Below are 15,034 nucleotides of genomic sequence, written 5' to 3' on the forward strand. Positions count from 1 at the left end.
GGGGCAGCGTCAGGTGATGTCGCCGTGGAGGTTCTCCGGCTGCAGGATCGTGCCGCCGGTCTTGGTGGTGGTGGCAAGGTTGCCCTCGAGGCCGTCGACGTCGCGGGTGATGTCCCCGGCTGTGTCTTCGGTGATCCAGCGGTGGTTGTCGGTATCGGAGTCGTAGTGGTTGGTCTTCGTGCCGGTCTGCGTCCAGGTGCCGGCGTTGTTGGTCTCGGTGTCCAGGTGCGCAGGAGCAGGTTGGAGTGAAGGGTCCGGCTCTGGCGCTGGGTGCAAGCGGTCTGCTGCTGGACGAGGTCGTCGGCGTAGTAGGCCAGCGTGGTGCCGGGCAGCGCGGTCGTGCGGCCGAAGGCGTCGTAGACGGAGGCGGTGTTGACCAGACGGTCGGCGCTGTGTAGGTGTAACCGGTGACGGTGGTTCCGGCGTCGGAGCCGGTGGAGGCCGGAAGGGCTGCAGGACATCGACGTTCTCGACGCCACCCGCGCCTTGCCGGCCCCGTCATCGAGCGAGACTGCCCGCCGTCGATCCGCAGGAATCAGCTCGGCAAGTCGAGCCTCCCCCTCGCGCAGCCGAAGGCCGTGGCCGCTCCCGATCCCTGCCACTGCGCCACCTCGACTACATGCAGACCCGACACGAACACCTCTCCTCCACGGTGATCAACTCAGCGTATGCCGACGCCCCGGCCGAACCTGCAGCCGCCTCACCGAGCCGAACGCGCAACGCCATGCCCGGCGATGCGGACCGGGTTCGGCCGTTGGTGCACCCTCCGGCTGGTGCCCCGTGTTTACTGGTGAGTGGTTCTTTGCCATGCCGGAACAAGTCGAGGGGGAACGGGATGTTGAAGCGAATTGCCGCCGTGACTGCGGCCGTTGCGTTGAGCTGGGGGCTGAGCACCACGTCCGCGAGCGCGACGTCTCAGTACGTTCACTTCCAGAACCTGGCCACGGGCCACTGCCTGGACTACGCGGCTGACAAGGGGGTCTACGCCACGGGGTGCAACGGGGGTGGCTACCAAACCTGGCTGATCAACAGTCAGACCTTTCAACTCACCGAGCTGCGGCAGAACGCGGGTGACAGGCTGTGTCTCGTCGCCCGCAACGGTGCCGCAACGATGCGGCAGTGCCTGTCCGACGACAAGGCAGCCCTCTGGGTGATGGCTCCCACTCGCTCAGGCTTCGAGCTGATCAACAACGTGACCGACACCTGTCTCGGAGAAGGGCCGACGGGCCGCGTCCAACTCGTCACCTGCACCGGCGGCAACTCCCAGCTGTGGAACATCTGATCGTTCGATGACTCACGGGTGTCGAAGACGGTTCGTCCCGCGACCGCCGAGTAGTTGCGGGACGAACCGCGTTCGAGCAGGCACAGCGATGCACGGGTCGGGCCCGGAGTCTCGGCCGTGACGGACCATCTCGCCACCCCACTACCGAGGGCGGGGGCCATGCACTCTGAAGCGGCGGAACGGGCCGGCGGGAAATGCTAGGAACGTTGTAGAAGGGCCTGAGCGGCTTCGACGCGCACGAACTCGTCGCGGCCGAAGCGGAGGGTCCCCTGCGGGTCTGCCCGGGGGTGAAGGCGGCGCTGCCGGCGAGGGCGCCTGCGGAGTGGCCGCCTGGGCCGGGGCGCCGGGGAAGCTCACGGTCAGGATGTCGGCGAAGCCTCTGTCGGCGGCCTGCATGACGCAAATGTCCTTGATGTAGCTGGTGAAGCCGTCCCAGGGGTCCGGGTCGGCCAAGGCCTCGGCCGTGGCCCGCGCGTAACTGTCATACGGTCGGCGAAGACCGAGGCGGCCAGGTCCTCCTTGCGGGGGAAGTGGCGGAACAGGCTGAGCTGTCCCGTAATGATCTTCGTGCCCTGCAACTCTGTGCAGTAACTCGCCTCACGTCATGCGAGAGCGCACCTGTCGGACGGCTGGCCCATCCTCGTCGACCTGGAATGCGGACACGTGCGACTCAAGACCTCGGACGAGCGACGCCTGTGGAAGTACCCCAGCACTGACGGCCTGCAACCACAGTTGCAGGACAGGCCCTGAACAAGAGAACAGACAGCTGCCGGAGGCGCCGCAGGCAGGGGAGCCGACGACCGTTCTCGCCCTCATGGTCGCGCTGAACGCGCCGGCCCGAAGTGCCACGGAGGTAGCCGTCGCGCGCCGCCCCAAGGTACGCATCACTTACGCATGTGCAAACTTCCATTTTCTGTACAACCGTTTGAGGCATCCACCAGTCCAACTGCTCGCACACAGGTCAGCCAAGGGTGGGGGAGTCATGCAGAGCGGAAGACGGGTACGGTGCGACGGGGCGGCGACGGCCAAACGTTTGAACCGTACCCTGGCTACACAAGTGGCGTACGCAGCGTCTGCGTCACCGGCAGGTAAGGACGGTCGTCTCTTCAGCCTGGGGCGACGTCACTGGCCTTCGGCCCTCTGATCCACTCGACGTCGGGACGAATCTCGTCGCCGGCGCAGGCTCTCGCTTGAGTAACCACGCTCCCACGCCGACCTGTCCGTTTCGGACAGGGCTACCCATGCGAGTTGGTTTCGCTTTCCGAGAGCCGATCAACGACGTCACCGGCCGGCTCGTCACGACGTGACGCAGGCCCGGGGCGAGCTGGCATCACATGCCGACACATCACCAGGCGCCCGTTCTGAAGCAACGTGCTGCGCCGAAACGATTGCAAAGAGAGGCCATGGCCACACATCAGACGACGGAGCGAATACCCGACGCGCCCTCCGTCCCTCCTTCCGCCGGCAGCAACGCCCATACGCCAGCCGTGCCCGTCGCCAAGGCTGCGCAGCCACCGCGCCTGGCGCTCGTGGACGGACTACGGCTCGCCGCCGCGCTCTTCGTGGCCGCTTTCCACTTCCTCGGCACAACGAACCCGGCCGTCCTGGGGGAATCGCCCAAGGAATTCTCCTATCTCGTACATCGCGCCGCCCTTTACGGCTGGCTCGGTGTCGAGATGTTCTTCCTGATCAGCGGGTACGTCATCTGTATGAGTGCATGGGGTCGCAGTCCGGGCCAGTTCGCGGTCTCTCGTATATCCCGATTGTTCCCCGCGTACTGGTTCGTCATCCTGCTGATCGTCGTACGTATCGCGATCATTCCCATGCAGACCGGGGACATCTATTCCGTCATCCATCCCCGAGTCGTCCTTTCGAATCTCACCATGTTCCCCGGGCCACTCAAGGTCGGCCTGCTCGACGGCGTCGCCTGGACGTTGGACGTCGAAGCTCGCTTCTACCTCCTCATGGCCGTCGTCCTGAAGTTCGGCGCGACGTACCACCGGATGATGACCTTCTGCACTGTGTGGCTGGTGGCAGCCTTCATCACTCACTCCACGCAGAACAAACTGCTGGACCAGTTCACCCTCAGTGCCTACGCGGGCTACTTCATCGCGGGTGTCGCCGTCTACCTCATGTGCCGGTTCGGGCAGAACATGATGTTGTGGTTCCTGCTCGGCATGGCCTGGGCCTATCAACTGTCCGTGCTCCAGCTACGGGTGAACTTCCACCCCGCCACGTCCCATACTCACAAGACCGTTTCTTGGACTCTGTGCGCCCTTTTGGTGACCGGATTCCTCACCGTGCTGATGATGGCGTCGCTCGGGCCTTTGAGGAGGATCCGCTGGCGCTGGCTGGTCACAGCCGGAGCCCTCACATACCCCTTCTACCTCGTCCACATGAGCATCGGCGTCCCCCTGGCGAAGGGTCTGACCCGGCGCGTACCGGAACTCGGTCCTTGGGGCACCCTTATCGTGACCATGACCGCCATGCTGCTGCTGTCGTATGGCATCTACCGCTGGGTTGAGAGACCCATGAGCAAGTGGTTCCGGCACAACCTCATGAAGGGACTGAAGCCCAAGGAGAAGCCAGAGTTCGCCCTCTGATGCCCATGTATCCACGCTAGAGCAGCTGATAAGACCCAGCAGTATTCGGAGCGGCCCTCGACTGACAAACCAATCTTGACCGCGCCCGATGGCAGGACCAGCACCTTGCGGCACGGCGCCCACCTCGGCATCCCCCACGACGACGGCATCGCCTGCATCGCCGTCACCCTGCGCGCCGGCCGCACGACCGAGCAGAAACAGAACCTGTAGCGAACTGGCCGGCGCGCGCCGGCGTCGAGCCGCACAACGTGGTGATCACCCTGTACGAGAACACCTCCCCGGTTTGGTCCTTCGACCACGGCGAGGCGCAGTACGTCACCCCCGCGGTGTGACGGCAACTGGCGCGACAGTCCCTCGACATCCTCAGCCGCGGTTCGACTAGCGTGGCGACGATGAACTGCCGGAAGAGGGTGAACAAGAACAGGCGACATGACAAGGGGCGGAGGCACGGCATGAGCGGCGTGGTGCGGGCTTTCTGGGGTCCTCGTGAGGAGTCGGCCGAAGCGTTGGCGGATCGCTGGAAGCGGACGCTGGACCGGCTCTCGTCCCTGCTGCCGGCGCTCGCACCCGGCCCGGGCGAGGCGTGGACCTGGCAGCAGATCCACGAGTCCGGGCCGGCCACCGCACTGCGTGCCGACGAGGAGTCGATCCTCGCGGCGCTGCGCTCGCTCCGGACCGAGGACGGCTGGTCCGATCACACGGGCTACGGACTCTCGCTGGCCATCGGGAACGACTCCGGCTGGCGGGCCGACGTCCGCGGGGCTGCAGGAGGAGCCCCCGAGTTCCTGCTGCAGAACCTGATCATGGAGATCGAAGCGCCCGCCGGTGCCACGGTTCCCGAGGCGGACCTGCTCACCCTTGCCGCGGAGACCTGGCAGCCGGACTTCGGCGAGGTCACCGACGACGACATCCTCGACGCCCTGGAGGACGAGGCGGACTTCGGCATAGGCGAGCCGTCCGTCGGCCGGTTCGGCTACCTGTCCCCGGCCCGTGCGGCACTGGTGCCCGCCGGCCTGCCCGACGTCACCCGCACCGAACTGCCCTCCGGCGGCCTGCTGCTCGCCGTCGCACCGCCCACTGCGGAGACGGACACGGTGGTCCGCGTCAACGTAACGCTGCGCGAGGCGAGAGCCCTGGAGCCACTGCCCAAACCGCTGGACCGGAGCGTATGGGGGTGACGGGCCAGCACACAGACGACCGGCCGGTCCGTTGGGCTGCCACTTGCCAGCACCGCCGCGCCCCCGTCAGTACCAGCAGTTGATTAGCCGTCAACTTAGGTAGAAGTCACCGGGGACGTCGTGGGCCCCAGAGCCCGCGTACGGGCCCAAACAGGGCCGTCAGTCTTCGTCCAGTCCGTTCGCGGCGAGTTCCCGCAGATGCGCGGGCAGGCTGCCATCGGCGGCGAGACGGGTGAGCGCCTCACGGCTGTGGGGCAGCGTCTTCCACCAGAGCAGCATGCTCACGGCCTGCTCGGCGGCCATGCCGTTGTGGGCGTACTGCTCGGCGAGCGCCGTTGTCCCCGGGGTGATCGCGGCCTCGTCGTCGACGTACATGCCGAGCCAGGTGAAGACCTCGCCCGCGATCCAGCCGGTGATCCAGGCCGCCCACCTCTGGAAGAAGCGTTCCGCGTCCTCGCTGTCGGGATCCTGGGGAACTCCGGGGATGCCGAGCAACGCGCATTCCCTCATTCCCTCGGTCAGGCGCTCCCGGGTGACGAGTCGGGCGTACGGCATCAGGCTGCGCAGGACGGCGCGGATCTCGAGCCAGGCGGGCGGCTCGTCGTCCTCGGTCCCCTCCCACTCGGGCCCTGGAGCGGGGTCGGGAAGAGGACCGGTCGGCGCGCACGCCTCGAGCAGCGCCCGGGCTCGGGCGAGGTTCTCGTCGGTCTCGGGCAGGTCCTGCGGCCACTGGAACCCGGAGGGCCAGCTGTAGGGGAGGTCCCGCGCGGGGCCTGGCAGCAGGGGCTCCTCCCCGTGCGGGGGCTGCCGGGTGCGGACGTCGTAGCGCCGTGCTCTCAGACGCCGGAGCGTGTCGCGTGCCTCTTCGCTCGCACCGGCCCGCCGCACCACACGAAGGAGCGCGGTCTCGCCATGGGGCGTACCCAAGCTGCCCAGAAGGTCCACCGCATGGTGCACCGCGAGTCCTTGCCCGATGCAGCGTTCGGCCACGTCCGCGACACGCACCTGGTCGTGCGGGTCCTGTTCCAGCCAGCGCAGGACATCGCCCGCCCAGTGCGTCAGCGGGTCCGGGTTCGGGCTCGTGTCGGGCGGTGTCGCGGGCAGTGCCGCGACGAGCGCGTCGAGGGCTGCCTGCTCGTTCCCCTCCGTGTGGGGCAGCTGTTCCAGCGCACGGCCACGCTCCGGCGCGGGGTCGCTCCACGGCGGCGGCAGCGCACGCACCGTTGCGGGCAACAGGTCGTCCGAGTCAGGTAACACCCAGGTACTCCATGGCAGTCTTCGGGTCCTTCATCTTGCCCGAGTCACGGGCCGCCTGCTGTCCGGCGGCACTCTCCGATCAGCTGTGGGCGTTGAAGTGGAAGGCGTTGGCAGGGGTCTTGGTCATGGCGGCATTCCCGGCGATGGCAACGGCCCGGCTGGCATCGCCCGACACGCAGTGCTTCCTCGCAGCAAAAAGTCAGCTCACCAAGACCCCGACAAGACCCAGAGCAAGAAGAAGTAGACACCCACGAGCAAGCCCCCTGCCTGCGGGTTCTTCGCCGGCAGGGGGCTTTTCCGTCCCCATGAGCCGTGGCTGAGCCGTGGCTCGGCCGTATTCGGCTACGAACACGGCTTCGCGAGGACTTCCATCCCGATCAGCCCGACACCCGCCCGACGGTGAATCCCTCGCCGTCCTGAAACTCGATCAGGACACGGCTGTCGACGAGGTAGATCCAACACTCGTAGCAGCACTCCAGTACCGCGTCGGTGTACGCAGCCGCCAGGCCGGTCTCCAAGGCGAGGGAGGGCACCGCGAGGTTGCCCCAGAACACAACCGCCAGTTCCTCCGGTCTCCCGTACTCGCGCAACAGCTTCCGGAGTTCCTCACCATCGAACACCGGGGAGCTCTCAAGCACCTCAACACCCGTCCAGTCCAGCCGGGACGACGCCACGGCGCCGATTCGGCTCAGGCTCAGTGCGGCGAACGTCCGGTCTTCCTCGTACGACAGCACCACTGCCGCATCGCCGACGGCTGCCAAGAGCCCCGCGATCGCATCAGGCTGCGTCCCATAGTCGGTCCCAGCGCTCAACACGCTCCCCCTGCGTCCACGACGGCCACGAGGAACCAACCATCAGGCAACCAACACGTATCGGTAACCGACCACACGCCAGGCCCGGCGACAGCGGCCACGTCCACCACGTTCCGCTGACAACCAACGTCGACATCAACGACCACGGACAGCCGTGACGACCGGCAGCCAGGCGCGGCGGCCATGCCCGCGATGAACCCCTGCCACGCCCCTGAAAGATCGAACTTTGAAGGCAGTGCTCTGAGAGGCCGTGCCGCACAGGATGAGTGCGATGGCTGTCATCATCATTCGATGGCAAACGGTCAGCTACCGGTAGGTTGGGCCCTGGAGGAGATCCGTAAGTTTCTGGCGACCGGGAGGCCATGCCTCTCGACACCCATTGCGTCGTGATGGGCTGGCCGGCGCTGGACGAGCGGCTCCACCCCGAGATCGTGTTGGGATTCCGCGGGCTCTGCCTGGTGAAAGCCGTCAACGACGACGACTGGTACATGGGCAGTCTGAACGACGACGGCAGCGTCACCTGCTGGAGCGTCTATGACAACTTCTACGAGGCACTTTGCGGCCTCTAGCGGGACAACGTCTAGGCCGCGGATCGGGCAGATGGCCCAAGCCGCTGCGGCCGAGGGCGCCCCGATCGACCCGAAGCTCATGACGCTGGAGTTCCTCACCTCGCGCGGCCACTCCCCGGGCGGTGACAGCGACACAGGAGCGTGCCGGTCAGCACGATCCGCGCGGGTCTCGCCGGATCGTACGTCAGCGAGTCGTAGGCATCGGCCCGAGCCTTGTCGTGTGGGCCGGGGGAGGGGATGTCGTATCGAGGCGTTGCAGCGGCGCGGCCGCTGCAACGCGCCCCGTCTCGTGGAAGAGCTGCTCGCCCACCTGGTCGTCTTCGGCGGTTTGCAGGTAGCGGCGCGAAGCTGCTGCCGAGCGCCGCGCCCACCTGGAACGGCTCTGCACCGGCCACGCTCCGCGCGCTCCTTGGACGCTGTGACCGGAGATGGACTAACTGGTGATGACGCAGGAGTCACCGGGGTGGACGGGCTGATCGTCCCGGGGAGCGCGCAGCGCCTTCTTCGTGGTGCCCGTGCCCTCTACGAAGTCCGCTGCCGCGACACCACCGAAGCCATCGGCCCGCGAGCACGACATCGTCGACACGCTTGCCGAGGCCGACGTCGACTACTGTGCTGACAAGGGCCACCAGGGCGCCGGAGGCACGGTCCGTGTTCCCTACCGCGGCCAGCGGGAGACACTCTCTGCAGGGCAGCAGGCCGTCAATCGATCCCGCGCAAAGATCCGTGCGCTGGTCGAGTCGGCCGTCGCCACCCTCAAGACCTGGCGTCTCCTCCGCGAACTCCGCTGCTCGACGACCCGGATCGCGAGACTTGTCCCAGCCGTCCTGGTCCTCCAGGTCACTGCCACGGGCTGAGATCAATCCGCAGCATTCACCAGGTCCGTCAATTCGGCCTCGGTCGTCCCAGCCCGCAGACGAACGTCGAAGGTGTAACCCTCATCGCAGAACACCAGGTCAAGATCCATGGGCGCCAGCCTCCGAAAGACGATCGCCAACCAGATCGCGTCTTCCTCCCAGACGTCCATGTACAGGCAGGTCCCGTCTTCGTGCAGATACGCCTCACCTGGACCGTTCTCCGTCTCAAACTGCCATACAAGGCTGCGCGCTTCACTGCGGTGCACCGACTCGATCTCGACCTCGGACCACCGGTCACGGATCGCGTTTGTCAGCGCGTCCCGATCGATGCGCCATCCGCCCACATCACCCTCGACCACCGCCAAGAACGTCATAGCCAGGGTCTACCAGATATCCGTGACTCAGCGCCGATCGGCTGTCGCCTGAGGTTGGAATGGGTTCAGTATCTGTTCTTTTCCGTGACCTTCCTAATGAATGCGGCCGCTTCTGCTTCACTGATCTCCGCGTGGTCGACCTCGTTGTGCCCCAGTTCGTACAAGCGCAGGTATGCGGTCGGCTCCCAACGCAGGTTCCTCGTAAAAGCCTCGTCATGCGCTACGCCGTTCACCATGCGGCATCTGACGATGCCCTGGGGATTGCTGCGCGAGTAGCCCTCGCTGAACTTGGCGTAGTACGTGATGTCGCCGAGGCGCGGGTCGAGAACGCGTACGCTCGCTCCACGGCTGTTCAGCCACTGCTCGAGTTCCGGTCCGTTGATCTCGCGCCGCGCACCCGCCTGGTCGATCACCGCAGGGCCGAAGAGTGTGCCCGAGAGCCCTCGTACGGCTGTGTGCTCGTCGAGTGTTGCCTTCAAGGACGTCTCACGCACTGACGCGTTGGTGAGATCGGCACCTTCCAGCCTCACGTCGATCAAGGAAGCGCCATCGAGATGTGCTGCCCGGAAGGAAGCCGACCGGGCATCGACCGCCCAGAGGCCGGCACTTCCCAGGTCTGCTTCGTCCACGGTAGCGCCGCGCAGGGAAGCCTCGTCGAGCTCGGCCTTGACCAGGGATGCGGCGGACAGGTCGGCCTCGTCGAGCACCGCGCCCTCCAGATGCGCCCGGTAGAGGTCGGTGCCGACGAGTTTGGCGTTTCGGAGGACGGTCCGCGTCAGGAGTGCCATGGCGAGGTCTGCACCTGACAGGTCAGCTTGGGACAGGTCGAGTGCCGAGGCGTCCAGAAGCGAGTCAGCCCGCTCGAGCCACTCTCCAAGAGCGGCGGCGGCCTCCGCGTCGGGCGGCATCATCCGGACCATTCGCTCGAAGTCACGGACACCAGACAACTCGATCACTCCATCCGTGCTGTTCGATGATCGACCTGACGTCATCGATCGCCGCTTGGTTGGCATTGTGCATGCCAAGAATCACTATGCGCCCCTTGACGGCGATCTGATCTTCCAGCTTGCGGATCTGGTCCACGTTCACCGCGGTCGGGTCGAGGCCGACGACGTGGTCCGGGACCTCTTCGTCGTGCTCGAGGCGGGTGGTGATGCCGACGCCGATGACCCCGCCGCGCCCGCTGGCGAACGGCGCGACGTCCTTCGTGAGCTCCTCAACTGCCCATGGGGCCCGCCAACTGGTACGGGCCGCTCTTCGCGTCGAGCCACTGCGTCTCGCGCAGGCCGAGCAATTGTGGACGAGGACGCCCTGTGCCGTACCGAACCGGCCTGTTGCGGACTCGCAGTGCGGTGCGGTGCGGTCGGCAAGCCGCCTCGGGATGTCGTCTTTATCGGAACGTAACAATCGCTGGGGGGATCTTGTGGAGCCGTTGACGCGCGAACCTGCGCCTCTGCGCCCGCGCCCCTGCGCCCATGCCCACCGGTACACGCCCCGGTGCCACGGCCTGTGACTGCTCGTCGGCTCGCTGGTGTGCTGCCCGCCGGTGCGACCGTCGGGCGAGGCGGTACCCCATGCGGACAGGCTTCGGCCGGTCGGCCGCGGCACACCCTGCGCCCGGATGGCGGGCGAGTTCGCCGAAGGGCTGCGCCGGCCCGGCCGGGACACCCCTGGGAGGATGTCCGCTGCACGTCGTCCCGGGGTGCCGGGACACTGGACATGAACGACCGCTGTGGACGTGCCCGTGTTCGGCGCCGATGCGCTGTCGGCCGCCGGGTGTCGGTCGGGCTGGGCGCCTGCGTCCTGTGCGCCCCCGTGGCAGGCAGGGCAGATCACATGAGCATGGAACCCGTAGCGCACGGTGAGCTCTTGGCGGCGCGCGCGGTGGCCACCTGGCTCGGCCGGCAGCGCAGGGGCAGCGCCGTGGTGGCCCGCTGTGTCGTGGGGTCGATGCATGTCGTGGGGTCGATACGACTGGGCGCATCGTTCATTGGCTACGACCGCGCGAGGTCCGCCGCACTGAGCGCTCCCTGAGAGTCCCGGACGGGCGACTCAGCAAGGCTGCGGGCATCCGGCCATGGCTCGACCGACGAGGTGGGGGCCGAGGTACCCGGGATCTTCACCGGACCACGCGCCGGGGGAGGGTTTGTGCGCGTCGCGTTGGCCGGGACCGGCTTTGTCTCGTTCCTGAAGGAGCTCGACGAGAAGGCCCACCCCTCCACGTGGAACGACGCCAGGGAGAACACCACCGAGTTCCGCCGCGTCCCGCCGCGTGTACAACGCCCTTGCGCCCGCGGTCGACCGGATCGAGGCCGCGAGCGGTCCGCATGGCCCGGGACCCGAGATCGTTTGTCATCGGCGGCATCGTTCCGGACGAGGAGTAGGTGTCGGGCGCTCATAGGTGCATGGCGATGAGGGCGACGTCGTCGGCGGCGCCGCCGGCGACGTCGAGCCGGGCCAGCAGTGCGTCGGCCAGCCGGCTGGGGGTGAGGTGTCTGTACTCGGTCAGGGCCGAGCACAGGCGGCTCAGGCCGTCGTCGATGTCCTCGCCGCGGCGTTCGATGAGTCCGTCGGTGTAGAGCAGGAGGGTGTCTCCGCGGGTGTAGGGCAGGCCGGCCTGGGGGCGCGGGACGTGGTGCGGTCGGGCGCCGAGGGGCGGGTCGGTGGCTTTGTCCAGCAGCTCGCAGGTGCCGTCCTCGTGGAGCAGGATGGGCGGGGGGTGCCCGGCGTTGCTGTAGATGATCAGCCTGCTGCGGGTGTCGATGAGGACTTTGACGGCGGTGGCGGCCGTGGCTCCGTCGATGGAGCGGGCGTACAGGCCGAGGACCTCCAGAGCCTGGGCGGGGCTGGGGGTGGCGCGGATGGCCGCGCTCAAGGCGCTGCGCAGCATGCCCATGACTGCCGCGGCGTGCAGGCCGTGTCCGACGACGTCTCCGACGGCCGCGGCGTAGCGGTCCGGTGGCAGGTCGACGACGTCGTACCAGTCGCCGCACACGTTCAGGGAGGTGGCGGCCGGCAGGTAGCGCACGGCGATGTCGTCGTTGTGCCGGTTCAGGTCGGGGACGGAGAGCATGGCTCCTTGCAGGGTGACGGCGACCTGCCGCTCACGGGCGTGGGCTTCGCGCAGTTCCTGGTTCAGCCGGGACAGCTCGTGGGCCCGCACGTACAGCTCGGCGGCCATGCCCTTCTCCCGGTCGGTGAACTCCTCGGTGAGCCCGTCTGCCCGGCGGGAAAGGACGAAGGCGGTGACGTCCTCGACTCGCTGGACGATCCATCTCACTGCGCCGTCGGGCCCGGGAAGGGGAGTGTTGACCTCCGTCCACCACCGTTCTTCGAACTGATCCGGGCGGCCTGGGACGGAGAGGTCGTACCGCTGCAGCACCAGGGTGTCGGGAAGCCCGCTGTCCAGCACCCGCACCATCGAAGCCTTCGGGCTGTGCCGCCGGTAGTCGGGGGCGCTGGGGTTCTCCGGCAGGGCGTCGAAGAAGTGCCGGCCGACCAGTTCGTCCCGGCTGCGGCCGGTGACGGCCAGGTAGGCGGGGTTGACGTAGTGGATCATCAAGTCCGCGTCCAGCACCAGATACGGGCTCGGTGTGGCCTCGAAGAAGGCCGTGAAATCGATATCCGCCGTCACCACGGTCCGCCGTCCTCGGCACGCTCACTGTGACCGCAGAGCGTGACCGCCCACACGACCACTCTACGTGCTGGCGCGCCTGAGAGGCGGGACGGATGTGGCCGGATATCCTCGCGCCTTCCCGCGCACCCCCCTGCGCCCCCCCGCACCGCCACCCCCCGCGGGCACGCCTCGGACACCGGGGGGCGGCTTCGTCTGACCATGTACTCCGGCCAAGGTGCACATGACCACGACGAAGGCCCTGAAAGTGGTCAGCCTTGCCTCAACCGGCCACGGCGCCCGTGACCACGGCCGCCCGGCTCCGCGATGTCGTGGATCGGCTCGTTGCTGCGGATCGGCAGCCGCCGTGCCAAGCGGGCGGGGGAGAGCGGTACGCGGGGTAGATGCTGGAGGTGCCCGGTGGCCTGTACCGATGAAGGATGCAGGCGTTGTGGCACTGTCCGTGGTGGCGAGCGGAAGGACCAGTCGGTATGGCACGGTCGCGTGCGGAGGCGAGCATCAGACATCCACGGCACGAGCGCAGGGGCGAAGCCCGGCTGCCCGCGGTCGTCGCGACGCTCGCCGCGATCGCCCTGTACCTGTTCCTGCCAGAACGCCTGCTGGTCGCCCCGCGCTACGTGCTGCCCGCCCTGGAATGCCTGCTCCTTGTTCCGCTGATCGCGATCAACCCGAAGCGTCTGACCCGGCAGACAAAGGTGTTCCGGGTGCTTTCCCTCACGCTCGTGGCGGTCATCGCCGTCAGCAATCTGGTGGCGCTGGTCATCCTGGTCCACGAGCTGGTGTACGCCGGGGTGAAGGACGGCCGGTCCTTGCTGGTGGCGGCGCTGCAGGTCTGGCTCACCAACATCATCGTCTTCGGCCTGGCCTACTGGGAGCTGGACCGCGGCGGCCCCGTCAGCCGCACCCAGGCGCCCCGCTCGGCACTGCCCCTGGCGGATTTCCGTTTCTCGCAGGACGAGAACGACGACGCCGTCCAGGAAGTGGCCGACGGCGCCAGCGCCACCTCGGACTGGGTCCCCACCCTCGTGGACTACCTCTATGTGTCCGTCACCAACTCCACGGCGTTCAGCCCGACCGACACGATGCCGCTGTCGACCCGCGCAAAGCTGCTGATGAGCATCCAGAGCGTCTCCGCCCTGCTCACCTCGCTCCTCGTGATCGCCCGAGCTGTCAGCATCCTCCACTGACGGCCATGCGCCTTTACCGGCTCCAACAAAAACAGTTTGACCATGTGACTGTCGTCTTGATCGCTCGTTGACGTGGTCAAGCAACACGCGGTCGTCAGACGGCGGTGATCAGCAGGGCCGCGACGAACAGCCACAGGATGTGCCAACTCTGGTCCAGGGCGTAGGCCCTGCCCCGATCCTTGGGGCGTACTCGCCCTGGCCGTCACCGGGCCCCGAGTGTGACCGAGCGGCGCAAGATTCGAGTGCCCGGACGGGTGGTCATGCGCTGCGGTCAGGGTCGCGACGGTCTTCTGTGGCTTCGCGCTGGCGACACGTGACTTCGCATCGAAGTCTGATAACGGCCGAGAGCGTGCAGCTCACGATCGGCGGGCAACCTTGGTGCCCTTGCGGAACCGGCCCACAGGTCCCGGGCATCGCTCGATCGTGGCGGGTGAACCCCTTGCTGCCCTCTGTGTGCGGGGCGACACGGCGGAATGGTTCCGCCCGGCACGCCGGTCCGGGGAACATGGCAGCAGACGCCAAGGGCCCGGACCGCCGCCGTTGTCGGGGGACGCGACCGGGCCACGCCATCCGGGGGGATGCCATGAACACAGCCGTGCGTACACGAGCGGCGGACAGAGGACGGGGAGTGCTGGAGGGGGCGTTCGCGCTCCTGGAAGCCCTGCGGCAGCACGGCGATGAGACAGGGGTGACCGAACTGGCAGTCGCTTGCGGGGTGCCCAAGAGCACGGCTCACCGGCTGCTGGAGCAGTTGGTGGACCTGGGGGCAGTAGAGCGCCGTGGCGTGCGCTACCGGCTGGGCGCGCAGCTCTACCGGCTCGGCCAGGCGTGGCAGCCGCACCCGGGGCTGCGTCTGGCGGGACGCCTGCCGCTGCATCGGCTGAGGGCCGCCACCGGAGGCAGTGCGGTGCTGGCGGTGATGCACGAGGAACGGGCACTGACGGTTTGTTCGGTGCCCGGCCGGGTCGAGCCACTCGTGCCGGTTCGTAACGGCGAGGCGTTCTCGCTGGACACGGCGCTGGGCAAGGCGCTGCGAGGCCCGGTGCGTAGCGGCGTCGTCCTGGACCGGGAGGATGTGGTGGCCGGGGTCTGCTGCGCCGCGCTGTCGGTGCGGCTCCCGGCGGGCGCCGTGGTCGGGGCGGTGGCCGTGATGGTGGAGGCCGGCCAGCGGCTGGAGGCGGCAGCGGACCGGGTCGCCGAAGCAGCCGCAGCCGTCACCCGTGCACTGGGCCGGTCCGGGATCGACCTACGTCCGTGAGGGCGCGCCCGGCCGCGTTCCGC

14 protein-coding genes and 1 pseudogene are annotated in these 15,034 nt (G+C 67.7%); 8 read left to right on the forward strand and 7 right to left on the reverse strand.

Features of this window, described 5'->3' with window-relative positions; translation table 11 throughout:
• Positions 1–9: 9 nt before the first annotated feature.
• Positions 10–276, reverse strand: a complete 267-nt coding sequence (locus ACF1AL_RS32325) for a hypothetical protein (protein ID WP_391778619.1) — start codon at positions 274–276, stop codon at positions 10–12.
• A 559-nt stretch (positions 277–835) separates the two neighbouring features.
• Here ACF1AL_RS32325 and ACF1AL_RS32330 point away from each other — a divergent pair.
• The 4 genes from ACF1AL_RS32330 (at position 836) to ACF1AL_RS32345 (ending at position 5,063) form a co-directional block, all read left to right on the forward strand.
• Positions 836–1,282, forward strand: coding sequence for a ricin-type beta-trefoil lectin domain protein (locus tag ACF1AL_RS32330; RefSeq protein WP_391778620.1), 447 nt, complete (start codon positions 836–838; stop codon positions 1,280–1,282).
• Positions 1,283–2,685: 1,403 nt separating this feature from the next.
• Positions 2,686–3,885 (forward strand): acyltransferase family protein, encoded by a 1,200-nt coding sequence (locus tag ACF1AL_RS32335; RefSeq protein WP_391778621.1) that lies wholly within the window; start codon positions 2,686–2,688, stop codon positions 3,883–3,885.
• A 75-nt stretch (positions 3,886–3,960) separates the two neighbouring features.
• Positions 3,961–4,095 (forward strand): hypothetical protein, encoded by a 135-nt coding sequence (locus tag ACF1AL_RS32340; RefSeq protein WP_391778622.1) that lies wholly within the window; start codon positions 3,961–3,963, stop codon positions 4,093–4,095.
• 242 nt (positions 4,096–4,337) lie between these two features.
• The gene (locus tag ACF1AL_RS32345; protein WP_391778623.1) at positions 4,338–5,063 is read left to right on the forward strand and encodes a hypothetical protein; all 726 of its coding nucleotides are present in this window, start codon (positions 4,338–4,340) and stop codon (positions 5,061–5,063) included.
• Positions 5,064–5,222: 159 nt separating this feature from the next.
• Here the strand turns inward: ACF1AL_RS32345 and ACF1AL_RS32350 are convergent, their stop codons facing one another.
• Positions 5,223–6,320: a hypothetical protein gene (locus tag ACF1AL_RS32350; RefSeq protein WP_391778624.1), complete on the reverse strand. Its 1,098-nt coding sequence runs from the start codon at positions 6,318–6,320 to the stop codon at positions 5,223–5,225.
• Positions 6,321–6,697: 377 nt separating this feature from the next.
• A complete protein-coding gene (locus ACF1AL_RS32355) occupies positions 6,698–7,132 on the reverse strand; it encodes a hypothetical protein (protein ID WP_391778625.1) in 435 nt (144 codons plus the stop codon).
• 362 nt (positions 7,133–7,494) lie between these two features.
• Here ACF1AL_RS32355 and ACF1AL_RS32360 point away from each other — a divergent pair, with 362 nt between their 5' ends.
• Both ACF1AL_RS32360 and ACF1AL_RS32365 read left to right on the forward strand, forming a co-directional pair.
• Positions 7,495–7,701, forward strand: coding sequence for a hypothetical protein (locus ACF1AL_RS32360; protein WP_391778626.1), 207 nt, complete (start codon positions 7,495–7,497; stop codon positions 7,699–7,701).
• 557 nt (positions 7,702–8,258) lie between these two features.
• Positions 8,259–8,558 (forward strand): annotated as a pseudogene (locus ACF1AL_RS32365) (transposase family protein); the annotation flags it as partial.
• A 2-nt stretch (positions 8,559–8,560) separates the two neighbouring features.
• On the opposite strand, the gene ACF1AL_RS32370 reads toward ACF1AL_RS32365, so the two are convergent.
• The 4 genes from ACF1AL_RS32370 to ACF1AL_RS32385 all read right to left on the reverse strand — a co-directional run bounded on the left by ACF1AL_RS32370 (position 8,561) and on the right by ACF1AL_RS32385 (position 12,566).
• Positions 8,561–8,932 carry a hypothetical protein gene (locus ACF1AL_RS32370; RefSeq protein WP_391778627.1) on the reverse strand — a complete coding sequence of 124 codons (372 nt, stop codon included), beginning with the start codon at positions 8,930–8,932 and terminating at the stop codon, positions 8,561–8,563.
• 65 nt (positions 8,933–8,997) lie between these two features.
• Positions 8,998–9,888, reverse strand: a complete 891-nt coding sequence (locus ACF1AL_RS32375; RefSeq protein ID WP_391778628.1) for a pentapeptide repeat-containing protein — start codon at positions 9,886–9,888, stop codon at positions 8,998–9,000.
• Positions 9,863–10,339 (reverse strand): hypothetical protein, encoded by a 477-nt coding sequence (locus ACF1AL_RS32380; RefSeq protein WP_391778629.1) that lies wholly within the window; start codon positions 10,337–10,339, stop codon positions 9,863–9,865. The genes ACF1AL_RS32375 and ACF1AL_RS32380 overlap by 26 nt, the downstream gene beginning before the upstream one ends.
• Positions 10,340–11,327: 988 nt before the next feature.
• Positions 11,328–12,566 (reverse strand): PP2C family protein-serine/threonine phosphatase, encoded by a 1,239-nt coding sequence (locus ACF1AL_RS32385; protein WP_391778662.1) that lies wholly within the window; start codon positions 12,564–12,566, stop codon positions 11,328–11,330.
• A 470-nt stretch (positions 12,567–13,036) separates the two neighbouring features.
• On the opposite strand from ACF1AL_RS32385, the gene ACF1AL_RS32390 reads away from it, so the two are divergent.
• Together ACF1AL_RS32390 and ACF1AL_RS32395 are read left to right on the forward strand one after the other, a co-directional pair.
• A complete protein-coding gene (locus ACF1AL_RS32390; protein WP_391707315.1) occupies positions 13,037–13,753 on the forward strand; it encodes a hypothetical protein in 717 nt (238 codons plus the stop codon).
• A gap of 628 nt (positions 13,754–14,381) precedes the next feature.
• Positions 14,382–15,011 (forward strand): helix-turn-helix domain-containing protein, encoded by a 630-nt coding sequence (locus ACF1AL_RS32395; RefSeq protein ID WP_391778630.1) that lies wholly within the window; start codon positions 14,382–14,384, stop codon positions 15,009–15,011.
• The last annotated feature ends 23 nt before the right edge of the window (positions 15,012–15,034 follow it).

It is taken from the genome of Streptomyces sp. NPDC014801 (genome assembly GCF_043082085.1).
Classification (GTDB): Bacteria; Actinomycetota; Actinomycetes; order Streptomycetales; family Streptomycetaceae; genus Streptomyces.